Source organism: Burkholderia sp. LS-044 (genome assembly GCF_004803625.1).
In the GTDB taxonomy this organism is placed as follows: Bacteria; Pseudomonadota; Gammaproteobacteria; order Burkholderiales; family Burkholderiaceae; genus Burkholderia; species Burkholderia cepacia.
On the sequence record NZ_SSWO01000003.1, the window covers coordinates 449,124 to 471,644 of the forward strand.

A 22,521-nucleotide genomic window follows, 5' to 3' on the forward strand; every position below is an offset into this window, starting at 1 on the left:
CCGGTTTTCACACGATCAAGAAGGAGTATTCCCATGTTGAAAGGCAACCTCGCCGGACTGATGAAGCAAGCGCAGCAAATGCAGGAAAACATGAAGAAGATGCAGGAGCAGCTTGCGCTGATCGAAGTCGAAGGACAGTCGGGCGCCGGCCTCGTCAAGGTGACGATGACGTGCCGCAACGAAGTGCGTCGCGTGTCGATCGACCCGAGCCTGCTCGCGGACGACAAGGACATGCTCGAGGATCTCGTCGCGGCTGCGTTCAACGACGCCGTGCGCAAGGCCGAAGCGACGTCGCAGGAAAAGATGAGCGGCATGACGTCCGGCCTGCCGCTGCCCCCGGGCTTCAAGCTGCCGTTCTGAACGCGGCGTCCGTGCCACTTTTTGCCGCCGTATGAAACAGCCGTCCGCCCTGTCCGCTCTCGTCGAAGCGTTGCGCGTGCTGCCCGGTGTCGGGCCGAAATCCGCCCAGCGCATGGCGGTCCACCTGATGCAGCACGATCGGGAGGGCGCGGAGCGGCTCGGCCGGTCGCTGCTGTTCGCGACCGAGCACCTGCAGCATTGCGAGAAGTGCAATACGTTCACCGAAGCGCAGATCTGCGAGGTCTGCAGCGACGAAGAGCGTGATCCGACGCTGCTGTGCGTCGTCGAGACGCCCGCCGACCAGATCATGCTCGAGCAGACGATGACTTACCGCGGGCTGTATTTCGTGCTGATGGGCCGGCTGAGCCCGCTCGACGGGATCGGCCCGAAGGAAATCCATTTCGACCGCCTCGTGCGGCGCGCGTCCGACGGGGTCGTCAAGGAGGTCGTGCTCGCGACCAACTTCACGAACGAGGGCGAGGCCACTGCGCACTACCTCGGCCAGACGCTGAAGGCGCGCGGGCTCGCGGTCACGCGTCTCGCGCGTGGCGTGCCGGTGGGCGGCGAGCTCGAATATGTCGACGCGGGCACCATCGCCCGCGCGATGCTCGACCGCCGCACGATGTAAGCCGGGCGCCGCCGGTCGGCGGCGCCGTTCCTCATGCCAGGGAGACACATGAGCACCAGCCAGGGCCCGCTCGCGGGCGTCAAAGTGCTCGAATTCGGAACACTGATCGCGGGGCCGTTCGCGTCGCGGCTGTTCGCCGAATTCGGCGCGGAAGTGATCAAGATCGAGGATCCGAACGGCGGCGACCCGCTGCGCAAGTGGCGCAAGCTCCATCCGGAGCAGGGCGGCACGTCGCTGTGGTGGTCCGTGCAGGCGCGCAACAAGAAATCGGTCACGCTCAACCTGAAGGCCGACGCCGGCAAGGCGATCGCGCGGCAACTCGCGCGCGAGGCCGACATCGTGATCGAGAATTTCCGCCCGGGCCTGCTGGAAAAGCTCGGGCTCGGCTACGACGTGCTGTCGGCCGAGAACCCGGGCCTCGTGATGGTGCGCCTGTCCGGCTACGGGCAGACGGGCCCGTACCGCGACCGGCCCGGTTTCGGCGCGATTGCCGAATCGATGGGCGGGCTGCGCCACATCACCGGATATCCCGACCTGCCGCCGCCGCGCATCGGCATCTCCATCGGCGATTCGATCGCCGCGCTGCATGGCGTGATCGGCGCGCTGATGGCATTGCATCACCGCAAGGTCAACGGCGGCGCGGGGCAGGTGGTCGACGTTGCACTGTATGAAGCCGTCTTCAACATGATGGAAAGCGTGGTGCCCGAATACGGTGTGTACGGGATGGTGCGCGAGCGCACCGGCGCGTCGCTGCCGGGTATCGTGCCGTCGAACACGTATGCATGCCGCGACGGCAGTATCGTGATCGGCGGCAACAGCGACCCGATCTTCAAGCGACTGATGAAGGCGATCGAGCGCGACGACCTCGCCGACGATCCCGCACTCGCGCAAAACGACGGGCGCGTGCCGCGCACGCAGGAGATCGACGACGCGATTGCCGCATGGCTCGCGCCGCGCACGATCGATGAAGCGCTCGTCGTGCTCAACGCGGCCGACGTGCCTGCCGGGCGCATCTACAGCGCCGCCGACATGTTCACCGATCCGCAGTTCGTCGCGCGGCAGATGATCCAGCGCTTCAAGCTGGCCGACGGCACCGACATTCCGTTGCCGAACATCACGCCGAAGCTGTCGGACACGCCGGGCGAAACGCGCTGGCTCGGGCCTGAACTCGGCGAGCATACCGACGAGGTGCTGCGCGGCCTCGGCTACGATGCGCAGGCGATTGCCGCACTGCGCGACGCGGGGGCGATCTGAACGCCCCTGGGCCTGTCGCCTCGCGCCGGGCTCCCCGAAGGGCACATTCCGCAAGCGAGCGCCGTTGATGCTGGAAAACCCGGGGCGGCGAGGCGTTTTCCTGAGCGCGCAGAACGCCGCCGCGCAACGCGGCGGTGCAGCGTGTACGGTCGCCCGCAACCGTCCTTCCGCAGTCGCCGGACTGTCGCTCTCGCGCCATCTTTCCTCGGTTACAATCGCCGGATGCGAATCCTACTCAGCAACGACGACGGCTATCTCGCCCCCGGTCTCGCCGCGCTCAGCGACGCGCTGCGGCCGTTGGCCGAACTCACGGTGATCGCGCCCGAGCAGAACTGCAGCGGCGCGTCGAATTCCCTCACGCTGTCGCGGCCGCTGTCGGTGCAGCGCGCAGCGAGTACGGGTTTCTTCTACGTGAACGGCACGCCGACCGATTCGGTGCACGTCGCGTTGACAGGGATGGCCGACGCCAGGCCGGACCTCGTCGTTTCCGGGATCAACAACGGCCAGAACATGGGCGAAGACACGCTCTATTCGGGGACAGTTGCGGCCGCCACCGAAGGCATCATGTTCGGCGTGCCGGCCATTGCGTTCTCGCTGGTCGACAAGGGCTGGGCCCATCTCGCGGACGCGGCGCGCGTCGCCGCGGAGATCGTCGAGCACTCCCTCGCGCATCCGCTGCCGGGACAGCCGCTGTTGAACGTCAATATCCCGAACCTGCCTTACGACGAACTGAAAGGCTGGAAAGTCACGCGTCTCGGCAAACGTCATCCGTCGCAGCCGGTGATTCGCCAGACCGACCCGCGCGGCGAACCGATCTACTGGATCGGCGCGGCGGGCGAAGCGCTGGACGCCAGCGAAGGCACCGATTTTCACGCGGTGGCAAACGGTTTCGTATCGATCACGCCGCTGCAGCTGGACCTCACGCATACACAGATGCTGCCCGCGACGCGCGAATGGGCGCGCGCCGGAGGGCGGGCTTCATGAGCGGCGAGCGCGCGAAGCGGTTCCCGCTCGCGCTCGAAGATCTCAAGCGAGCGCCACGCAAGTCGGAAGGTCGGGCCGGCGAACGCCATGCGGCGGTCGCGGCGTCGAAGGTCGCCGACAAGCCCGCCGCCGTGCTGAAACCGGTTGCGGTGAAACCCGCCGCCCCGCGCACGGCCATGCCCGGTTCCCCCGCCGCGAAGCCCGCGACCGCACCGAAGCCGACCGCGCTGAAGCCCGCGATGCCGAAGCCGGCCGCGCCGAGCGTCGCGCCGGCCGGCGCGTTCGCGCTCACGTCGGAACGCGTGCGCGAACGGATGGTCGAACGGCTGCGCGCGAACGGCGTGACCGACGCGCGCGTGCTGGAGGCGATGGCCGCGGTGCCGCGCCACCTGTTCGTGGATCCGGGGCTGGCGACGCAGGCCTACGAGGATTCCGCGCTGCCGATCGGCCACCAGCAGACCATTTCAAAGCCGTCGGTTGTCGCGCGCATGATCGAGCTCGCGATGGCCGGCCGCACGCTCGAGCGCGTGCTCGAGATCGGCACGGGCTGCGGCTATCAGGCCGCCGTGCTGAGCCACGTGGCACGCGACGTGTATTCGATTGAACGCATCAAGCCGCTCTACGAGCGCGCGAAGCTGAACCTGCGGCCGCTGCGCGTGCCGAACATCCGTCTGCACTACGGCGACGGGCGTGTCGGCCTGCCGTCGGCGGCCCCGTTCGACGCGATCGTGATCGCGGCGGCGGGGCTCGACGTGCCGCAGGCGCTGCTCGAGCAGCTCGCGATCGGCGGGCGCCTTGTCGCGCCGGTCGGCGCGCAGAGCGGGCAGCACCAGGTGCTCACGCTCGTCGAGCGCGTCGCGCACGCGCAATGGCGGGAGTCACGGCTTGATCGCGTTTTCTTTGTCCCTTTAAAATCCGGAGTAATTTGAAACCGATGAGTATGTTGCGCGCGATGCAAAACAACCGTTCCAGGGAACCGCTCACGCTCGCCCAGCGCGCGATCTGCGTAGCTGCGTTCTCCACGCTACTGGCCGCCTGTGCGACGCGGCTCGACAACGCGCCCGTCGTCGATCGCTCCGGTTCGCTCGGCACGACTGCCGCCGCGCAGCCCGCGGTACCGCTTCCGCCGGCGCCGCCGGGTTACTACCGGGTAAAGCCGGGCGACACGCTGTACCGGATCGCACTCGAAAACGGGCAGAACTATCGCGACATCGCCGCGTGGAACAACCTGGCGAACCCGAATCAGATCGAAGTCGACCAGCTGTTGCGCGTGTCGCCGCAGGCCGGTGCCGCTGTCGCGGGCACCCAGGTCGCCGCGCCGATCGGGGGCGCCGCCGTCGCTACCGCGCCGCTCAGCAGCGGCCCGGCAACGCCGGCCGCCGGTACGTCGTCGGTCGCGCCGCCGCCCGCCGCGGCAGCCGCATCGAGCGACACGGCAACTGCACCGAGCGGCCCCGTGACGTTCGCGTGGCCGGCGCGCGGCCCCGTGCTGAACGGGTTCGACGACGCGAAGAACAAGGGCGTCAATATCGGCGGTACGGCCGGCGAGGCCGTGAAAGCGGCAGCCGATGGCCGCGTCGTCTATTCCGGCAATGGCCTGCGTGGCTACGGCAACCTCATTATCATCAAACACGATGCAACTTACCTCACGGCGTATGCACACAATCGCGCTTTGATGGTAAAAGAGGGGGACGCGGTGACGAAGGGGCAGAAGATCGCCGAGATGGGTAACAGCGACTCCGACCGCGTGATGCTGCATTTCGAGGTTCGCCGGCAGGGTAAGCCTGTCGATCCGCTGAAGTATTTGCCGCCTCAATAACCGAGACGACCATGCCGAAATCGAAGCGCCACGAGCCGCAAGCCGAGTCTGAGAAGATCAGTCGTGCCACGCAAGCATCGGTGGGGCGAGCGGGTGCTTCGACGGACGACGAAGACGACAACGCGGATAACGAACGCGATCTCGAGGCGCGCGACGCCGAGGCGGACGGTGGCGACGACGAGCGCGAAGGCCGGGCCGAGGCGTCGCCCGACGTCGACGATTTCCGCACGCTGCTGCAGGCCGAACTCACGGCCGACACGATCCAGCATTACCTGAACCGCATCAGCGTGAAGCCGCTGCTCACCGTCGAGGAGGAGCAGCGCTATTCGCGTCTGGCCAAGGCCGGTGAATTCGAGGCGCGGCAGGTGATGATCGAGCGCAACCTGCGCCTCGTCGTCAGCATCGCGAAGGGATACCTGAACCGTGGCGTGCCGCTGCTCGACCTGATCGAGGAAGGCAACCTCGGCCTGATGCATGCGATCGAAAAATTCGACCCGACGCGCGGCTTCCGTTTTTCGACCTACGCGACATGGTGGATCCGCCAGAGCATCGAGCGGGCGATCATGAACCAGGCCCGCACGGTGCGCCTGCCCGTGCACGTGATCCGCGAACTGAACCAGGTGCTGCGCGCGAAGCGCCACCTCGAAAAGAATTCGATGTCGACGGGCGAAGCGGCCGAGCGCCGCGAAGCCAGCATCGACGACATCGCCTATCTCACCGGCAAGACCGCCGAGGAAGTCACCGACATCCTCGCGCTCAACGAGCACACGGCGTCGCTCGACGCGCCGCTCGACCTTGATCCCGCGAGCAGCCTGCTCGACCTGTTGCCCGACGACCAGAGCCAGTCGCCCGACGCCGAAGTGCAGCACCGCGAACTCGAGACGCTCACTCGCGCGTGGCTGTCGCGGCTGTCCGACAAGCACCGCCACGTGATCGAGCGCCGCTTCGGCCTGAATCACATCGAACCGGCGACGCTCGAGGAGCTGGCCGACGAGATGGGGCTCACGCGCGAGCGCGTGCGCCAGATCCAGCAGGAAGCGCTGGTGCGCCTCAAGCGGTTTTTCGCCTCCAACGGCGTGCGCAAGGACGCCGTTCTGTAACTGATGACTCCGATTCTTGTTTTTGACATCGAGACGATTCCCGATGTCGACGGCATTCGCCGTCTGGAAGACCTGCCCGCGACGCTCGACGATGCCGCGGTGGCCGAACATGCGTTCGCCGCGCGCCGCGAGAAGACCGGTGGCGATTTCCTGCCGCACCACCTGCAGCGCATCGCGGCGATCTCGTGTGTGTTCCGTGACAACAACGGGTTTCGCGTACGCTCGCTCGGCACGCCGCAGGACAACGAAGCCACGCTGATCCAGTCGTTCTACCGCGTGATCGAGAAATACACGCCGCAGCTCGTGTCGTGGAACGGCGGTGGCTTCGATCTGCCGGTGCTCCATTACCGCGCGCTCGTGCACGGCATTCCCGCGACCCGCTACTGGGATCTCGGCGAGGACGACCGCGAATTCAAGTGGAACAACTACATCTCGCGCTACCACTCGCGGCATACCGACCTGATGGATGTGCTCGCGATGTATCAGGCGCGCGCGAACGCGCCGCTCGACGCGCTCGCGAAGATGTGCGGCTTTCCGGGCAAGCTCGGGATGGACGGCAGCCAGGTGTGGCCGGCGTTCCTGGACGGGCGGATCGAGGAAATCCGCAACTATTGCGAAACCGACGTCGTCAATACCTACCTGCTGTATTGCCGGTTCCAGTTGATGCGCGGCGGCCTGACGCCGAGCGAATATGCGGACGAGATCCTGCTCGTGAAGAACTCGCTTGCGCAGGAGCCGGCGTCGCACTGGGCCGAATACCTCGCGGGCTTCGCCGCGTAGCGCGGGCGGGGTGCGCCGAGGCCGGCGCGATCAATCGAGTTCGAGCAGCACCGGCTGGTGATCCGATGCGCGGACGTCGCCGTCGATTTCGCAGCGCATCACGTGCGGCAGCAGCGTATCGGTCACGAATACGAAGTCGCACGCGAGCGGCCCCTCCGACCATTGCACCGTATCGTAGACACCTGCCGTCGGCGGTGGCGTGCGGCCGGGGTGCCGGGCGACCCATGCGTCGACGAAGCGCGGCGCGTCTGCGATCGGCGCCAGGAATCGACAATAGGCATCGCTGCCGAACGCGCTGTTGAAATCACCGCAGACGATCGCATCGCACGGCTGGCCGGTCGTGCTGAACGGCCCCTCGGCAGTTTCGGCGGGCGCTGGTCGTGCCGCGTGTGTGCAGGCCTCGCGGTGCCGGTTGCGCAGCGCGTCGACCTGAGCGAGCCGCTGGCGCGCCGAATAGTATTCCAGATGCGTGGTGACCACGCGCAGCGGCCCGAAGGGCGCCTGCAGCTCGACGTCGAGCGCGACGCGCGGCATCGACGGCGCACCGGCGTCGGCCGGCCACGGCAGCAACTGGCGGAGCACGCGCCCGACCGGCAGCCGGGTCGCGATCGCATTGCCGAACTGGCGACGCGGTGCGCCGGCTTCGATCGGCGGCAGGTCGGCACCGATCGCTTCGACGATCGTATGGCCGGGCAGCAGCGCCGCGAGTTCGGCGAACTGGTCGGCGCCGGGCCTGCCGGGCAATGCGCCGAAGCCGCGCGTGACCTCCTGCAGGCACAGCACGTCGAAGGCGCCGAGCCCACGGATCGCCGCGACTGTGCGCGAAAGATCGACGACGCCGTCCGCGTCCCGACCCCATTGGATGTTCCAGTCGATCAGTCGCATGGTCGAAACTCCTGCCGGGCGGATTCCAGGCCCGGGGGTACCCGCTCGGCTTCGCAGCGCCCGCCCGGGCGTGTTGCGTGCCTGGGCATTCCGGCGCAATGCCGTGCGGTCTATGCTCAAGTATGGACGCCTGCCTCATGCAAAGCGGGCGATGCGGGCCTTCGTCGTCTACAATCTCGCCTTCTTCAACGTTTGTCAGGAAAAGCTGGTGTCCGAAGCCGTCCCCACTTCTGCGCGCAAATCAAGAAATGCGCCCGTCGCGCCCGGAATCGCCCCGGTTCTCGAGATCGAATCGCTCGACATGGAAGCGCGCGGTGTCGGCCGCACGATCACCGAGGATGGCGAGCCGGGCAAGGTCATCTTCGTCGAGGGCGCGCTGCCGGGTGAGCGCGTGACCTATTCGAGCTTCCGCCGCAAGCCGAGCTACGAGCAGGCGACGGTTGTCGACATTCTGCGCCCGAGCGTGATGCGTACGAAGCCGAAATGCGCGTTCTTCGGCACCTGCGGTGGCTGCTCGATGCAGCATCTCGACATGCGCGCACAGGTGGCGGTCAAGCAGCGCGTGCTCGAAGACAACCTGTGGCACCTGGCGAAGCTGCGCGCGGAAACGATGTTCGCGCCGATCCACGGCCCGTCGTGGGGCTATCGCTACCGCGCACGCCTGACCGTGCGCAACGTTGCGAAGAAGGGCGGCGTGCTGGTCGGGTTCCATGAGAAGAAGAGCAGCTACGTGGCCGACATGACGAGCTGCGAAGTGCTGCCGCCGCACGTGTCGGCGATGCTGGTGCCGCTGCGCCGGCTCGTCGAGGGGCTGTCGATTCGCGATCGGATGCCGCAGATCGAGCTCGCGGTCGGCTCGGAAGTCACGGCGCTCGTGCTGCGTGTGCTGGAACCGATCAACACGGACGACGAAGCGCTGCTGCGCGCGTTCGCGGACGAGCACAAGGTGCAGTTCTGGCTGCAGCCGAAGGGCCCCGATACGGTGACGCCGTTCTATCCGCTCGACGTGTCGCTCGATTACACGTTGCCGGAATTCGGTATCCGCATGCCGTTCAAGCCGACCGACTTCACGCAGGTCAATCATCAGATCAACCGCGTACTGGTGGGCCGCGCGCTGCGCCTGCTCGCGCCGTCCCGCGACGATCGCGTGCTCGACCTGTTCTGCGGGATCGGCAACTTCACGCTGCCGCTCGCGCGGCTGTCGCGCGAGGTGATGGGCATCGAGGGCAGCGACACGCTGACGACGCGCGCACTGGCGAATGCGCGCGAAAACGGTGTCGACGGTCACACGACGTTCGCGTGCCGGAACCTGTTCGAAGTGACGGGCGACGACATCCGCGCGCTCGGCGCATTCGACAAGTTCCTGATCGACCCGCCGCGCGAAGGCGCGCTCGCGGTATCGAAGGCGCTGGCCGAGATCGCGCAGAGCGGTGAAGGCCCGCTGCCGAAGCGCATCGTCTATGTGTCGTGCAACCCGTCGACGCTGGCGCGCGACGCGGGCCTGCTCGTGCACGAGGCCGGCTACCGCCTGAAGGGCGCCGGTGTCGTGAACATGTTCCCGAATACGTCGCACGTCGAATCGATCGCACTGTTCGAGCGCGACTGAGTTCCGGGCGGCGGACGTAAAAAAACCGGCCCGCGGGCCGGTTTTTTCATGATGCGTGGCGAACGTCAGTTGCGGTTGCCGCCGAAGATGCCGAGCAGCGCGAGCAGGTTCGTGAACACGTTGTACAGGTCGAGGTAGATCGCGAGCGTCGCCGAGATGTAGTTCGTCTCGCCGCCGTTCACGACGCGCTGGACGTCGAACAGCATGTAGGCGGAGAAGATCGCGATCGCGAGTACCGACACGGTGAGCATCAGCGCCGGGAGTTGCAGGAAGATGTTCGCGACCGATGCAAGCAGGATGACGATCACGCCCATGAACAGCCACTTGCCGAGCCCCGAGAAATCACGCTTGCTGACGGTGGCGATCGTCGCCATCGCGGCAAAGATGATGCCGGTGCCGCCGAACGCGAGCATGATCAGCGACGGGCCGTTCGAGAAGCCGAGGATGAAGCTCAGCAGGCGCGACAGCATCAGGCCCATGAAGAACGTGAAGCCGAGCAGCACGAACACGCCGGCCGCGCTATTTTTCGTCCGCTCGATCGCGAACATGAAGCCGAACGCGATCGCGAAGAACGCGAGCAGGCTCATCATCGGGCTCGTGGCCGCGAACAGCGAGAAGCCCGTCGCGACGCCGACCCAGGCGCCCAGCACGGTCGGCACCATCGACAGCGCGAGCAGCCAGTACGTGTTCCGCAGCACGCGGTTGCGAACCTCGGCGGTGCTGACGGAACCGCCGCGGCCGAAATTGTACGGATAGTCGTTCATGGTTTCTCCTAACATTGAACGCGTGGGCGTCCGGGGCCGGTTCGGCGCGCGCGGTGTGCGGCGCAGCAAACCGGAGCAGCTATGGCTAAGATACGTTCCGTGCCGGGAGGTTTCAATGGCCGGGCGTCACAAAACATATGGATTCTGAACCTTTCATGCGTGTAAGGGTTCAATCGCAATGATACACGGGATCGTGCTACAATAGCGGATTCATTTGAACCTGTAACTTCTTAATTTCTTGGAGTTTTTATGGCAATCGAGCGCACCCTGTCGATCATCAAGCCGGATGCGGTGGCAAAGAACGTGATCGGCCAGATCTACAGCCGTTTCGAAGGCGCCGGCCTGAAGATCGTCGCATCGCGCATGGCACATCTGTCGCGTGCTGACGCAGAGAAGTTCTACGCGGTTCACGCAGCGCGTCCGTTCTTCAAGGACCTCGTCGATTTCATGATCTCGGGCCCGGTGATGATCCAGGTTCTGGAAGGTGAAGGCGCGATCCTGAAGAACCGCGACCTGATGGGCGCAACGGATCCGAAGAAGGCGGAAAAGGGCACGATCCGCGCCGACTTCGCCGACAGCATCGACGCGAACGCCGTGCACGGCTCGGACGCTGCGGAAACGGCAGCGGTCGAAGTCGCGTTCTTCTTCCCGGAAATGAACGTTTACTCGCGCTAAGCCCTGGCTGGCAGCAAGTAGGCAGGATTCAGCGCACGCGGCAAGGCAGCACATCATGACGAGCGAAACTTCCGTCAATCTTCTCGACTTCGATGCCGAGGGTCTTGTCGCGTACTGCGGCAGCCTTGGCGAGAAGCCGTTCCGCGCCAAGCAGTTGCAGCGCTGGATCCACCAGTACAACGCTGGCGATTTCGACGGCATGACCGATCTTGCGAAGTCCTTGAGAGAGAAACTCAAGGGCCGCGCGTCGATCGTCATGCCCGAGATCGCCAGCGATCACGTTTCCACCGACGGCACGCGCAAGTGGCTGATCGACGTCGGAAACGGCAATGCGGTCGAAACCGTGTTCATCCCGGAAGAGACGCGCGGCACGCTGTGCGTGTCGTCTCAGGCCGGGTGTGCGGTGAACTGCCGCTTCTGTTCGACGGGCAAGCAGGGCTTTTCCCGCAACCTGTCGACAGCCGAAATCATTGGCCAGCTACGGATGGCCGAATTTGCATTGCGAGCGTCGCTGGGTCGCGCACCCGGCCCGAACGGCAAGGCCGAGCGGGTCGTCACCAACGTGGTGATGATGGGCATGGGCGAGCCGCTGTTGAATTACAGCGCGGTCGTGCCGGCCATGCGGCTGATGCTCGACGACAACGCGTACGGCCTGTCGCGCCGCCGCGTCACGCTGTCCACGTCCGGCGTGGTGCCGATGATGGACCGCCTTGGCGCCGAGTTGCCGGTCGCGCTGGCCGTTTCGCTGCACGCGCCCAACGATGCGCTGCGCGACGAGCTGGTGCCGCTCAACAAGAAGTATCCGCTGCGCGAGCTGATGGCGGCTTGCCAGCGCTACCTGAAAGTCGCGCCGCGCGACTTCATTACTTTCGAATACTGCATGCTGGACGGCGTCAACGACACCGAAGCGCATGCACGCGAACTGCTGGCCGTCACGCGCGACGTGCCGTGCAAGTTCAATCTGATCCCGTTCAATCCGTTTCCGGAATCGGGCCTCATCCGCTCGAAACCGGAGCAGATCAAGCGCTTTGCACAGGTCCTCATCGACGCGGGTGTCGTCACGACCGTGCGCAAGACGCGCGGCGACGACATCGATGCCGCGTGCGGCCAGCTGGCCGGCGCAGTGAAGGATCGCACGCGCCTCGCGGAACGAACGAGCGCAGCAGGGAAAATCATCGAGGTTCGGGCGATTTGACAGGGGCGCCTGGCCGGGGATGCCAGCGCCTTTGGAGCGGTACAACACGCGAATAGCGATCGGTCGCGGCGCCACGGCGTCGCGCATGGTATGGACAGTTGCGGGTGCCGGCCGGCGGGAACCGGTGGCGGCCGCCAGTGAAGAAGAATCGACGCGAGGACAAGGATGAGTGAGCCGCAGCCGTCTAACGGCGCAGAGACGAATGGCGCGAAGCCGGCACCGGCAGGGTTGGAATCGCTTGCGGCGGTCGGCAGCCGACTGGCGCAGCTTCGGGAGGCAAGAGGGTGGACCGTCGACGACGTGTCGGCGCGACTCAAGGTCGCACCGCAGAAGCTCCGGGCGCTCGAGGCGGGTGACATCAGTCATTTGCCCGGGGTGACGTTTGCACTCGGCGTCGTACGCAGCTACGCGAAGATGCTCGGCGTCGATCCGGAGCCGTTCGCGCAGGTGTTGCGCCGTGAGCGCGGGGTGCCGGAAGTCGACCTGTCGATGCCCGCGTCGTCGGGGACGGATCTGCCGCGCGGCCGCGTGTCGATTCCGCTGGGCGGATCGTCGCGGCATCATCCGTGGCTGTGGGGCACGGCGATCGTCGTCGTCGCGGTGGTCGCCGTACTGATGTGGCACACTGGCGGCGATTCGTCGAGCCTGCTCGCGCGTTTCAAGAGCGGCGACGCGGAACATGCGTCGGCCGCGAGCGTGCCGGCGGCGGCATCCTCGTCAACCGTTGAAGAAGCGGCCTCGAGCGGGGCGGCTGCAGTGGTCGCGAATGACGTTCCGGCCCCGGCTGCTGCATCTGCTGCGCCGGCACCGGTTATTGCGTCGGCAGCTCCGGCGCCCGCGCCGGTGGCGCCGGCCGTGACGGCCGCCGCATCGCAGCCTGTCGTGGCGACGACGGCGGCAAGCGCTGCCGCGCCGGCTCAGCCGGCGAGCGTCGCGGTCGCGGCCGGCCAGTCGATGGTCGAACTGAAGGTCAAGCAGGACAGCTGGTTCAGCGTGCGCGACAAGAGCGGCAAGGAACTGTTCTCCGGGCTGGTGCGTGGCGGCGAGGCGAAGCAGGTCGCGGGCGACGGCCCGTTCAAGGTCACGATCGGCAACAAGGCGGGCCTCGACACCGTTGCGTTCGACGGAAAACCCGTCGATCCGGCAAAATATTCGGCAGCGCGGGGTAACGTGGCGCGGTTCACGTTGCCCTGACGTCAAGCGCAGTGGCGAAGGCCTGTCGTCGATATCGGCAGGCCGTGAGGGCACGGCGCTTTTTCAATTCATGCGCCGCGTCGCGGCGCATTCCGCGTAAATGGATCTATCGATGCAATCCGAAGCTCAATCCCCACGCAGCAGTCAGATTTGTTCAACCGAGCCGGTGTTCGGCGGGCATCAGCCGCGCCGCGTATCGCATGCGGTGGATGTCCGCTGGGGCGGGCAGCTCGTGACGATCGGCGGCGACGCGCCGGTGCGCGTGCAGTCGATGACGAATACCGACACGGCCGACGCGATCGGCACGGCAATCCAGATCAAGGAACTCGCGAACGCGGGCTCCGAACTGGTGCGCATCACGGTCAACACGCCCGAGGCCGCGGCCGCCGTGCCGGCGATCCGCGAGCAGCTCGACCGCATGGGCGTGACCGTGCCGCTCGTCGGCGATTTCCACTACAACGGCCACTTGCTGCTGCGTGACTACCCGGGCTGCGCCGAGTCGCTGTCGAAGTACCGGATCAACCCGGGCAACGTCGGCCAGGGCGCGAAGCGCGATACGCAGTTCGCGCAGATGATCGAGGCCGCGGCCAAGTACGACAAGCCGGTACGGATCGGCGTGAACTGGGGCAGTCTCGACCAGGATCTGCTCGCGCGCATGATGGACGAGAACGGTGCGCGTTCGCAGCCGTGGGATGCGCAGAGCGTGATGTACGAGGCGCTGATCCAGTCGGCGATCGGCTCGGCCGAGCGCGCGGTCGAACTGGGCCTCGGCCGCGACCGTATCGTGCTGTCGTGCAAGGTCAGCGGCGTGCAGGACCTGATTGCCGTGTACCGCGAACTCGGCCGCCGCTGCGGCTTCGCGCTGCACCTCGGGCTGACCGAGGCCGGCATGGGCTCGAAGGGCATCGTGGCTTCGACGGCTGCACTCGGCGTGCTGCTGCAGGAAGGGATCGGCGACACGATCCGCATCTCGCTGACGCCTGAGCCGGGCGCATCGCGCACGGGCGAGGTGATCGTCGGCCAGGAAATCCTCCAGACGATGGGCCTGCGCTCGTTCGCACCGATGGTGATCGCGTGCCCGGGCTGCGGCCGTACGACGAGCACGCTGTTCCAGGAGCTCGCGATGCAGATCCAGACCTACCTGCGCGAACAGATGCCGGTCTGGCGCAAGGAGTATCCGGGCGTCGAGAAGATGAACGTCGCGGTGATGGGTTGCATCGTCAACGGCCCGGGCGAATCGAAGCACGCAAACATCGGCATCAGCCTGCCGGGTTCGGGCGAGAACCCGGCCGCGCCCGTCTTCATCGACGGCGAGAAGGTCAAGACGCTGCGCGGCGAGCGGATCGCCGAGGAATTCCAGCAGATCGTCAGCGACTACGTCGCACGCAATTACGGCCGTACCGAGGCCCTGAACTAATTCGTCCACACACACGATGACTGAACAAAAACGCAAGATCGAGAAGCTCACCGGCGTCAAGGGCATGAACGACATCCTCCCGCAGGATGCCGGCCTTTGGGAGTTCTTCGAAGCCACCGTGAAATCGCTGCTGCGTGCATACGGCTACCAGAACATCCGCACGCCGATCGTCGAGCACACGCAGCTCTTCACGCGCGGTATCGGCGAGGTCACGGACATCGTCGAGAAGGAGATGTACAGCTTCACCGACGCGCTGAACGGCGAGAACCTGACGATGCGCCCGGAAAATACCGCGGCCGTGGTGCGCGCGTCGATCGAGCACAACATGCTGTACGACGGCCCGAAGCGCCTGTGGTACATCGGCCCGATGTTCCGTCACGAGCGTCCGCAGCGCGGCCGCTATCGCCAGTTCCACCAGGTCGGCGTCGAGGCGCTCGGCTTCGCGGGCCCCGATGCGGATGCCGAGATCATCATGATGTGCCAGCGCCTGTGGGATGACCTCGGCCTGACCGGCATCAAGCTCGAGATCAACTCGCTCGGCCTCGCCGAAGAGCGTGCCGCGCACCGCGTCGAACTGATCAAGTACCTCGAGCAGTTCGCCGACGTGCTCGACGAGGATGCGAAGCGCCGTCTGTATACGAACCCGCTGCGCGTGCTCGACACGAAGAATCCCGCGCTGCAGGAAATTGCGCAGAACGCGCCGAAGCTGATCGACTTCCTCGGCGAAGAATCGCGCGCACACTTCGAAGGGCTGCAGCGCCTGCTGCTCGCGAACAACATCCCGTTCAAGATCAACCCGCGTCTCGTGCGTGGTCTCGACTATTACAACCTGACCGTGTTCGAGTGGGTGACCGACAAGCTCGGCGCGCAGGGCACGGTCGCGGCCGGCGGCCGCTACGATCCGCTGATCGAGCAGCTCGGCGGCAAGCCGACCGCGGCGTGCGGCTGGGCGATGGGCATCGAGCGGATCCTCGAACTGCTGAAGGAAGAAGATCTCGCGCCCGAGCAGGAAGGCGTCGACGTGTACGTCGTGCACCAGGGCGAGACTGCGCGCGAACAGGCGTTCATCGCGGCCGAGCGCCTGCGCGATACGGGCCTCGACGTGATCTTCCACTGCAGCGCGGACGGCGCGCCGGCGAGCTTCAAGTCGCAAATGAAACGGGCCGACGCCAGTGGCGCCGCGTTCGCGGTGATCTTCGGCGAAGAGGAGGTCGCGAACGGTACGGTGGGCGTGAAGGCGCTGCGCGGTGCGGGCGGAGACGGGGAAAAGAACGTTCAGCAGACCGTACCGGTCGAAGGCTTGACCGAATTCCTAATCAATGCGATGGTTGCATCCGCCGAAGACGGCGACGACTGATCGCGCTGGCATCCGCTCGACAAGAAAGGCCTGAACAGGAAGGAATCGCTCGCCGATGAGTTATCACGACGAACAAGAATCGATTGAAAGTCTGAAGGCGTGGTGGGCCCGCTGGGGCAACCTCACCACGTGGATCGTGCTCGCGGCGCTCGTCGTCGCGGCCGGTTTCAATGGCTGGAACTACTGGCAGCGCCGTCAGGCTGCCGAGGCGTCCGGGCTGTACGAACAGGTCCAGAAGGCTGCAGCCGCGAACGACAAGGCGACGATGGCTCGCGCGGCCGCCGACATGGAAGACAAGTTCGGCAGCACGCCGTATGCACAGATGACGGCGCTCTCCGCAGCAAAGACGCTGTACGCGGCCGGTGACACGGCAGGTGCGAAGGCGCAACTGCAATGGGCCGTCGATCACGCCAAGGATGACGAGTACAAGCAGATCGCGAAGCTGCGCCTCGCGTCGCTGCTGCTCGACGAAAAGGCGTACGACGCGGGCCTCGCGCTGCTGTCGGGTACGCCGGTCGATGCATTCAAGGGCCTCGTGGCCGATCGCCGCGGCGATCTGCTTGCCGCGCAAGGCAAGACCGACGACGCGCGCGCCGCATACAAGCTCGCGCTCGACGGCCTGTCGAAGGACGACCAGTCTGCCCGCCAGCTCGTGCAGTTCAAGCTGGACGCGCTCGGCGGCTGAACCCCGGTCCCCTCAACCTCTTAACTCTGCTTCGCTAACCGATGAATTTGCTGAAACGTTACGCTGTGCCCGTTGCCTGCGCGGCGGCTGTCCTCGCATTGGCGGCCTGCTCGTCGTCGAAGGACGCGCGCCGTGTGCCGACGCCGCTCACCGAGTTCAAGCCCGTGATGGACGTGCAACAGGTCTGGAAGGCGAGCGTCGGCAAGGGCGGGCGTTACCTGTTCTCGCCGGTGGCCGTGGGCGACGCCGTCTATGCGGCGGGCGAAAACGGTTCGGTCGAGAAGATCGACGCGAAGACGGGCCAGACGGTCTGGCGTGCGAAGGTTGGCTCCGACCTGTCGGCCGGTGTCGGCAGCGACGGCAACCTGACCGCGGTCGGCGCGCTGAAGGGCGGTGTGTTCGTGCTGGGCCCGGACGGCAAGCAACTGTGGAAGACCAGCGTGCAGGGCGAGATCTTCTCGCCGCCGCTCGTCGGCAACGGCCTGGTGGTCGTCCGCACGATCGACGGCCAGGTGGTCGCGTTCAACGCGCAGACGGGCGAGCAGAAGTGGAACTACCGCAACCGCGCGGTGCCGCTGAACCTGCGTGTGTCGGCCGGCATGACGTTCGCCGGTGACGCGGCGGTGCTGGCGGGTTTCCCCGGCGGCGGGCTGGTCGCGATCAACCTGCAGACGGGCGAGCCGTTCTGGCAGACGCCGGTGTCGTTCCCGAAGGGCGTGACCGAGGTCGAGCGCATCAACGACGTCAGCGGCCCGCCGACGCTCGTGGGCGCGGAAGCCTGCGCGGTGACGTTCCAGGGTCAGCTCGGCTGCTTCGATGCGAACTCGGGGCGCCCGCTGTGGGAAAAGCCGTTCTCGAGCCGCAGCGGCCTCGCGCAGGACGACTCGGTCGTTGCCGGCGGCGACGACTGGTCGGTCGTGACCGCGTACGATGCCGCTTCGGGCAACCAGCTCTGGCGCAACGACAAGCTGAAGAGCCGCGACGTCGGCGTGCCGTACCTGCTCGGGCACGCGGTCGTGATGGGCGATTACAAGGGCTTCGTGCACTTCCTGTCGCGCGAAGACGGCAGCTTCATCGCGCGGATGAAGACCGACGGCAGCGCGATCACGGCGGCGCCGGTCCTCGCGGGCAATACGCTCGTCGTGCAGACGAAGGACGGCGGCCTGTACGGATTCCGTCCGCGCTGACGCGCAGGAAACATGCGCGACCGCGGCGCGACGGGCTTGTCCCGCGCGCCGTGGTCGCGCGACTTGAAGGCGGCCGGTGCTCCCGGCCGCTCGGTATTTGAAAGGCAGTTCGAGACGAAAGACGACGGCGCGCATCGCGCGCCAGGCGCGCGCATCCGGCGCGGCGCGAATTCGTGATATTTTCATTCAGCGCAGCCGCCCGCAGCAGCGGGCCTCCCGCTGCTGCGCTTCACCGTAGAAAACACAGATGAAACCGGTCATTGCCCTCGTTGGGCGCCCCAATGTGGGGAAATCCACGCTGTTCAACCGGCTCACGCGTTCGCGTGATGCGCTGGTCGCCGACTTGCCCGGCCTGACGCGCGATCGCCATTACGGCGAAGGGCGCGTCGGCGAGCGGCCGTACCTGGTCGTCGATACGGGCGGCTTCGAGCCCGTCGCGAAGGACGGCATCCTGCACGAGATGGCGCGCCAGACGCGCCAGGCCGTCGAGGAAGCCGACGTCGTCGTGTTCATCGTCGACGGCCGCAACGGGCTCGCGCCGCAGGACAAGTCGATCGCCGACTACCTGCGCAAGACCGGCCGGCCGATCTTCCTGGTCGTCAACAAGGCCGAGGGGATGAAGTACACGGCGGTCGCGACCGACTTCTACGAGCTCGGGCTCGGCGATCCGCGCGCGATCTCGGCCGCGCACGGCGACGGTGTGACCGACATGATCAACGAGGCGCTGGAGGTCGCGTACGCGGACCGGCCGGCGGAAGAGGACGACAACGATCCGTCGCGCGGCATCAAGATCGCGATCGTCGGCCGCCCGAACGTCGGCAAGTCGACGCTCGTCAACGCGCTGATCGGCGAGGATCGCGTGATCGCGTTCGACATGCCGGGCACGACGCGCGATTCGATCTACGTCGACTTCGAGCGTAACGGCAAGAAATACACGCTGATCGACACGGCCGGCCTGCGACGCCGCGGCAAGGTGTTCGAGGCGATCGAGAAGTTCTCGGTCGTGAAGACCCTGCAATCGATCTCCGACGCGAACGTCGTCATTCTTCTGCTGGATGCACAGCAGGACATTTCCGACCAGGACGCGCACATCGCCGGCTTCGTCGTCGAACAGGGTCGCGCGCTCGTGATCGGCGTCAACAAGTGGGACGGGCTCGACGAGCATGCGCGCGATCGGGCGAAAGCGGATTTGACCCGCAAGCTGAAATTCCTCGACTTCGCGAAATCGCACTTCATTTCTGCCACGAAGAAGACCGGCATCGGCACGCTGATGCGCTCGGTCGACGACGCGTACGCGGCGGCAATGGCGAAGCTGCCGACGCCGAAGCTCACGCGCGCGCTGATCGAGGCAGTCGAGTTCCAGCAGCCGCGCCGTCGCGGCCCGGTGCGTCCGAAGCTGCGCTACGCGCACCAGGGCGGCCAGAATCCGCCGATCATCGTCATCCACGGCAACGCGCTCGACGCCGTGACGGAAACGTACAAGCGTTACCTGGAAAACCGGTTCCGCGAAACTTTCTCACTGACAGGGACTCCATTGCGCATAGAGTTCCGTTCGTCGAACAATCCGTACGCGGACAAGAGCTGAAGCACGCCTGTTACACGCGTTACACAAGGGGTAGGCCGCACGGCCTATGCCCCGGGTGGGCCAGGCAAAATCGGCTATAGTGTAGCGATTGGCGCCGGATCTCTTTTTCTTCGCCGCCAATCCAGATCAACCTGCAAAAAAAGATGGAGTACGCCATGAGCAACAAAGGGCAATTGTTACAAGACCCGTTTTTGAACGCACTGCGCAAAGAGCACGTTCCCGTTTCGATCTACCTCGTCAATGGCATCAAGCTTCAAGGGAACATTGAATCGTTCGACCAGTACGTCGTGTTGCTCCGTAATACGGTGACCCAGATGGTGTACAAGCACGCCATCTCGACGGTCGTGCCGGCGCGCCCGGTGAATTTCCACCCGGACGCGGAAGCCTCGTCCTAACCTATCGCAGCGGCCGGCATCCGGTCGCCGCGAGCGACCGATGCCAGCCGCCTTATCTTGACACCTGAAAATTTGATCAACGCAGCGCTCGTCGGCATCGATTTCGGCAAGACCGATTTCGAAGCCAGTCTCGAAGAACTCAGTCTTCTCGCCTCCAGTGCGGGGGCCCGTCCCGCCGTCACCCTCACGGGTCGTCGCTCCAGTCCCGATGCCAAGATGTTCATCGGCAGCGGCAAAGCCGAAGAACTCCGGCTCGCCTGCGACGCGCACAACGTCGAAATCGTCATCTTCAATCACGCATTGGCGCCGGCCCAGCAACGTAATCTGGAGCAGGCACTTAACAGGCGTGTGGTCGATCGCACCAGCCTTATCCTCGACATCTTCGCGCAGCGTGCCCGTAGCCACGAAGGCAAGCTGCAGGTCGAGCTCGCGCAGCTCCAGTACCTGTCGACGCGACTCATTCGCGCGTGGACCCACCTCGAGCGGCAGAAGGGTGGTATCGGCCTGCGCGGCCCTGGCGAAACCCAGCTCGAAACCGACCGCCGGCTGATCGGCGAACGCATCAAGATGCTGAAGTCGCGGCTGGACCGGCTGCGCCGGCAACACAGTACGCAACGCCGGCAACGCGCGCGCAGCGGCACGATGTCGGTGTCGCTGGTCGGCTATACGAACGCGGGCAAGTCGACGCTGTTCAATGCGCTGACGAAAGCGCAGGCCTATGCGGCCGACCAGCTGTTCGCCACGCTCGACACCACGTCGCGGCGCGTGTATCTCGGCGACGAGGTCGGCCAAATCGTCGTGTCGGATACGGTCGGGTTCATCCGCGAGTTGCCTCACCAGCTGGTCGCCGCATTCCGCGCGACCCTCGAGGAAACGATTCACGCGGATCTGCTGCTGCACGTGGTCGATGCATCGAGCGCGGTCAGGCTCGAGCAGATCGAGCAGGTCAACGGCGTGCTGCACGAGATCGGCGCGGACACGATCCGGCAGGTACTGGTGTTCAACAAGATCGACGCCGTGCCTGAGCTGGCGGCCCGCGGCGACGCGGTCGAGCGGGACGAGTATGGTAATATTTCGCGCGTCTTTTTGAGCGCGCGCACCGGTCAGGGTCTTGACGCGTTGCGTGCCGCCATCGCCGAAATCGCCTCCGCGGAACACCTTTCCGGCGCGACGTTACCCGACGGCGCGCTCGACGGCGCCCCCGCTGAACCGCACGAAGACCACACGATTTCCGAACACGGGCGCTAACCGGTCCCGGCCGGTTCGCCGGCGTCCAATCTGGTGAACAAACTCTGGTGAACGAATACAACGAGCGGAGTACCTGGCGGCGGATGCGCGCCTTGCTGTCGATCAACGATCCCCGCTGGGGACGCGGCGAGGGCAATGGCAAGGACGGATCCCGCCCCCGCGCGAACGAATCGAAACGTCCGCAAGGCGGCGACGGCGATGGTCCGCCCGATCTCGACGAGATGTGGCGCAACTTCAACCGGCGCCTGAACGGCCTTTTCGGCGGCAAGGGCGGCAACGGTTTTCGTCCTGACAACGGGCGGGCCGCGCGAGTCGGCGTAGGCATCGTGATCGGCGTGCTGGTCGCGGTCTACGCGGGCAGCGGGCTGTTCGTCGTGCAGGAAGGCCAGACAGGCGTCGTGCTACAGCTCGGTAAGCTGTCGGGTACGGTCGGTCAGGGCGTGCACTGGCGCGCGCCGTATCCGTTCGCGTCGCACGAGATCGTCGACACGTCGCAGGTCCGCTCGATCGAGATCGGCCGCAACAACGTCGTGCGCCTCGCGAACGTGAAGGAAGCCGCGATGCTGACGCGCGATGCCGATATCGTCGACGTGCGCTTCATCGTCCAGTACCGGATCCGTTCCGCGACCGATTACCTGTTCCGCAGCGTCGATCCGGAGCGCAGCGTGTCGCAGGCCGCGCAGGCCGCGGTGCGTGCGATCGTCGGTACGCGCAGCGCCGCCGACGTGCTGAACCAGGACCGCGACGCGCTGCGCGAGCAGCTTTCCACCACGATCCAGCGCGATCTCGATCGCTACCAGTCGGGACTCGAGGTGACGGCCGTCACGATGCAGAGCGTTGCGGCGCCCGAGCAGACGCAGGCCGCGTACGGCGAAGTCGCCAAGGCGCGCGACGAGCGCGAGGCCGCGAAGCGCGCCGCGCAGGCGTATGCAAACGACCTGCTGCCGAAGGCGCAGGGCGATGCCGCGAAGCTCGTCGACGAAGCAAAGGCGTACGCCGATCGCGTGGTCACGGAAGCCGAAGGCGATGCCGACCGCTTCAAGCAGGTCTATGCGCAGTACTCGAAGGCGCCTGCGGTGATCCGTGAGCGGATGTATCTCGAGACGATGCAGGAAATCTATTCGAACTCGACGAAGGTGTTCGTCGGCAACAAGGGCGGCAACAGCGTCGTGTACCTGCCGCTCGACAAGCTCGTCGAGCAGGGGCGGCAAAACGCCGCGGCGTCCACGGGGGCATCCGCACCCGATGCGGCGTCGGCACCGGCGGCCGTCGCGCCGGCGGTAGCGGCGCCCGCGAGTGCGGCGTCGGCCGCGGCAGCGTCGGGCAACGACGTGCTGCGATCGCGCGAGGCGTTTCGCAGCCGGTCGCGCGAAGACGATCTGAAGTAACGGAGAGCGCAGAAC

At 66.0% G+C, this 22,521-nt stretch carries 22 protein-coding genes; 20 read left to right on the plus strand and 2 right to left on the minus strand.

Translation table 11 applies throughout. The annotated features are described in order from the left end of the window. The first annotated feature begins 33 nt into the window (after nt 1–33). The 8 genes from E9536_RS10525 to E9536_RS10560 all read left to right on the plus strand — a co-directional run bounded on the left by E9536_RS10525 (nt 34) and on the right by E9536_RS10560 (nt 6,925). Nucleotides 34–360, plus strand: a complete 327-nt coding sequence (locus E9536_RS10525) for a YbaB/EbfC family nucleoid-associated protein (RefSeq protein ID WP_006482124.1) — start codon at nt 34–36, stop codon at nt 358–360. Between the two features lie 31 nt (nt 361–391). Further along, complete coding sequence (recR, locus tag E9536_RS10530; RefSeq protein WP_006478665.1) at nt 392–988, plus strand: recombination mediator RecR; 597 nt, start codon at nt 392–394, stop codon at nt 986–988. 48 nt (nt 989–1,036) lie between these two features. Continuing rightward, the gene (locus E9536_RS10535) at nt 1,037–2,242 is read left to right on the plus strand and encodes a CaiB/BaiF CoA-transferase family protein (protein ID WP_027787226.1); all 1,206 of its coding nucleotides are present in this window, start codon (nt 1,037–1,039) and stop codon (nt 2,240–2,242) included. Nucleotides 2,243–2,464: 222 nt separating this feature from the next. Next, complete coding sequence (gene surE, locus E9536_RS10540; protein ID WP_027787227.1) at nt 2,465–3,226, plus strand: 5'/3'-nucleotidase SurE; 762 nt, start codon at nt 2,465–2,467, stop codon at nt 3,224–3,226. Continuing rightward, nucleotides 3,223–4,155: a protein-L-isoaspartate(D-aspartate) O-methyltransferase gene (locus E9536_RS10545; protein ID WP_136469826.1), complete on the plus strand. Its 933-nt coding sequence runs from the start codon at nt 3,223–3,225 to the stop codon at nt 4,153–4,155. Before surE ends, E9536_RS10545 begins: the two co-directional genes overlap by 4 nt. 5 nt (nt 4,156–4,160) lie before the next feature. Continuing rightward, complete coding sequence (locus E9536_RS10550; RefSeq protein WP_124532488.1) at nt 4,161–5,045, plus strand: peptidoglycan DD-metalloendopeptidase family protein; 885 nt, start codon at nt 4,161–4,163, stop codon at nt 5,043–5,045. A gap of 11 nt (nt 5,046–5,056) precedes the next feature. Continuing rightward, the gene (gene rpoS, locus E9536_RS10555; protein ID WP_027787230.1) at nt 5,057–6,145 is read left to right on the plus strand and encodes an RNA polymerase sigma factor RpoS; all 1,089 of its coding nucleotides are present in this window, start codon (nt 5,057–5,059) and stop codon (nt 6,143–6,145) included. A 3-nt stretch (nt 6,146–6,148) separates the two neighbouring features. Continuing rightward, nucleotides 6,149–6,925 (plus strand): 3'-5' exonuclease, encoded by a 777-nt coding sequence (locus E9536_RS10560; RefSeq protein WP_060073113.1) that lies wholly within the window; start codon nt 6,149–6,151, stop codon nt 6,923–6,925. A 30-nt stretch (nt 6,926–6,955) separates the two neighbouring features. On the opposite strand, the gene E9536_RS10565 is transcribed toward E9536_RS10560, so the two are convergent. Continuing rightward, complete coding sequence (locus E9536_RS10565) at nt 6,956–7,810, minus strand: endonuclease/exonuclease/phosphatase family protein (protein ID WP_136469827.1); 855 nt, start codon at nt 7,808–7,810, stop codon at nt 6,956–6,958. A gap of 208 nt (nt 7,811–8,018) precedes the next feature. On the opposite strand from E9536_RS10565, the gene rlmD reads away from it, so the two are divergent. After that, the gene (rlmD, locus tag E9536_RS10570) at nt 8,019–9,416 is read left to right on the plus strand and encodes a 23S rRNA (uracil(1939)-C(5))-methyltransferase RlmD (RefSeq protein WP_027787232.1); all 1,398 of its coding nucleotides are present in this window, start codon (nt 8,019–8,021) and stop codon (nt 9,414–9,416) included. A 65-nt stretch (nt 9,417–9,481) separates the two neighbouring features. On the opposite strand, the gene E9536_RS10575 is transcribed toward rlmD, so the two are convergent. Then, complete coding sequence (locus tag E9536_RS10575) at nt 9,482–10,180, minus strand: Bax inhibitor-1/YccA family protein (RefSeq protein WP_006761414.1); 699 nt, start codon at nt 10,178–10,180, stop codon at nt 9,482–9,484. Between the two features lie 249 nt (nt 10,181–10,429). Here E9536_RS10575 and ndk point away from each other — a divergent pair, with 249 nt between their 5' ends. The 11 genes from ndk (at nt 10,430) to hflK (ending at nt 22,506) form a co-directional block, all read left to right on the plus strand. After that, a complete protein-coding gene (gene ndk / locus E9536_RS10580; protein ID WP_011352265.1) occupies nt 10,430–10,855 on the plus strand; it encodes a nucleoside-diphosphate kinase in 426 nt (141 codons plus the stop codon). A 55-nt stretch (nt 10,856–10,910) separates the two neighbouring features. After that, a complete protein-coding gene (gene rlmN / locus E9536_RS10585) occupies nt 10,911–12,050 on the plus strand; it encodes a 23S rRNA (adenine(2503)-C(2))-methyltransferase RlmN (protein ID WP_136469828.1) in 1,140 nt (379 codons plus the stop codon). Nucleotides 12,051–12,215: 165 nt separating this feature from the next. Beyond that, nucleotides 12,216–13,244 (plus strand): helix-turn-helix domain-containing protein, encoded by a 1,029-nt coding sequence (locus tag E9536_RS10590; protein WP_136469829.1) that lies wholly within the window; start codon nt 12,216–12,218, stop codon nt 13,242–13,244. A gap of 112 nt (nt 13,245–13,356) precedes the next feature. Next, nucleotides 13,357–14,661, plus strand: a complete 1,305-nt coding sequence (gene ispG / locus E9536_RS10595; protein ID WP_027787235.1) for a flavodoxin-dependent (E)-4-hydroxy-3-methylbut-2-enyl-diphosphate synthase — start codon at nt 13,357–13,359, stop codon at nt 14,659–14,661. A 16-nt stretch (nt 14,662–14,677) separates the two neighbouring features. After that, a complete protein-coding gene (gene hisS, locus E9536_RS10600) occupies nt 14,678–16,018 on the plus strand; it encodes a histidine--tRNA ligase (RefSeq protein ID WP_027787236.1) in 1,341 nt (446 codons plus the stop codon). 55 nt (nt 16,019–16,073) lie between these two features. Then, nucleotides 16,074–16,703: a tetratricopeptide repeat protein gene (locus E9536_RS10605; protein WP_027787237.1), complete on the plus strand. Its 630-nt coding sequence runs from the start codon at nt 16,074–16,076 to the stop codon at nt 16,701–16,703. Nucleotides 16,704–16,744: 41 nt separating this feature from the next. Then, complete coding sequence (bamB, locus tag E9536_RS10610) at nt 16,745–17,890, plus strand: outer membrane protein assembly factor BamB (RefSeq protein WP_042977620.1); 1,146 nt, start codon at nt 16,745–16,747, stop codon at nt 17,888–17,890. A 247-nt stretch (nt 17,891–18,137) separates the two neighbouring features. Then, complete coding sequence (gene der, locus E9536_RS10620; protein WP_027787239.1) at nt 18,138–19,475, plus strand: ribosome biogenesis GTPase Der; 1,338 nt, start codon at nt 18,138–18,140, stop codon at nt 19,473–19,475. A gap of 155 nt (nt 19,476–19,630) precedes the next feature. Further along, on the plus strand, nt 19,631–19,870 hold the full coding sequence (gene hfq / locus E9536_RS10625) for an RNA chaperone Hfq (RefSeq protein ID WP_006399927.1): 240 nt from the start codon (nt 19,631–19,633) through the stop codon (nt 19,868–19,870). Between the two features lie 72 nt (nt 19,871–19,942). Further along, on the plus strand, nt 19,943–21,118 hold the full coding sequence (gene hflX / locus E9536_RS10630) for a GTPase HflX (RefSeq protein WP_027787240.1): 1,176 nt from the start codon (nt 19,943–19,945) through the stop codon (nt 21,116–21,118). Nucleotides 21,119–21,165: 47 nt separating this feature from the next. Further along, on the plus strand, nt 21,166–22,506 hold the full coding sequence (gene hflK, locus E9536_RS10635) for an FtsH protease activity modulator HflK (RefSeq protein WP_136469830.1): 1,341 nt from the start codon (nt 21,166–21,168) through the stop codon (nt 22,504–22,506). Nucleotides 22,507–22,521: the final 15 nt, after the last annotated feature.

Coding starts and splice junctions, on each gene's coding strand:
- E9536_RS10525 (WP_006482124.1), top strand. CDS start 34: ATGTTGAAAGGCAACCTCGCCGGACTGATGAAGCAAGCGCAGCAAATG.
- recR (WP_006478665.1), top strand. CDS start 392: ATGAAACAGCCGTCCGCCCTGTCCGCTCTCGTCGAAGCGTTGCGCGTG.
- E9536_RS10535 (WP_027787226.1), top strand. CDS start 1,037: ATGAGCACCAGCCAGGGCCCGCTCGCGGGCGTCAAAGTGCTCGAATTC.
- surE (WP_027787227.1), top strand. CDS start 2,465: ATGCGAATCCTACTCAGCAACGACGACGGCTATCTCGCCCCCGGTCTC.
- E9536_RS10545 (WP_136469826.1), top strand. CDS start 3,223: ATGAGCGGCGAGCGCGCGAAGCGGTTCCCGCTCGCGCTCGAAGATCTC.
- E9536_RS10550 (WP_124532488.1), top strand. CDS start 4,161: ATGAGTATGTTGCGCGCGATGCAAAACAACCGTTCCAGGGAACCGCTC.
- rpoS (WP_027787230.1), top strand. CDS start 5,057: ATGCCGAAATCGAAGCGCCACGAGCCGCAAGCCGAGTCTGAGAAGATC.
- E9536_RS10560 (WP_060073113.1), top strand. CDS start 6,149: ATGACTCCGATTCTTGTTTTTGACATCGAGACGATTCCCGATGTCGAC.
- E9536_RS10565 (WP_136469827.1), bottom strand. CDS start 7,810: ATGCGACTGATCGACTGGAACATCCAATGGGGTCGGGACGCGGACGGC.
- E9536_RS10575 (WP_006761414.1), bottom strand. CDS start 10,180: ATGAACGACTATCCGTACAATTTCGGCCGCGGCGGTTCCGTCAGCACC.
- ndk (WP_011352265.1), top strand. CDS start 10,430: ATGGCAATCGAGCGCACCCTGTCGATCATCAAGCCGGATGCGGTGGCA.
- rlmN (WP_136469828.1), top strand. CDS start 10,911: ATGACGAGCGAAACTTCCGTCAATCTTCTCGACTTCGATGCCGAGGGT.
- E9536_RS10590 (WP_136469829.1), top strand. CDS start 12,216: ATGAGTGAGCCGCAGCCGTCTAACGGCGCAGAGACGAATGGCGCGAAG.
- ispG (WP_027787235.1), top strand. CDS start 13,357: ATGCAATCCGAAGCTCAATCCCCACGCAGCAGTCAGATTTGTTCAACC.
- hisS (WP_027787236.1), top strand. CDS start 14,678: ATGACTGAACAAAAACGCAAGATCGAGAAGCTCACCGGCGTCAAGGGC.
- E9536_RS10605 (WP_027787237.1), top strand. CDS start 16,074: ATGAGTTATCACGACGAACAAGAATCGATTGAAAGTCTGAAGGCGTGG.
- bamB (WP_042977620.1), top strand. CDS start 16,745: ATGAATTTGCTGAAACGTTACGCTGTGCCCGTTGCCTGCGCGGCGGCT.
- der (WP_027787239.1), top strand. CDS start 18,138: ATGAAACCGGTCATTGCCCTCGTTGGGCGCCCCAATGTGGGGAAATCC.
- hfq (WP_006399927.1), top strand. CDS start 19,631: ATGAGCAACAAAGGGCAATTGTTACAAGACCCGTTTTTGAACGCACTG.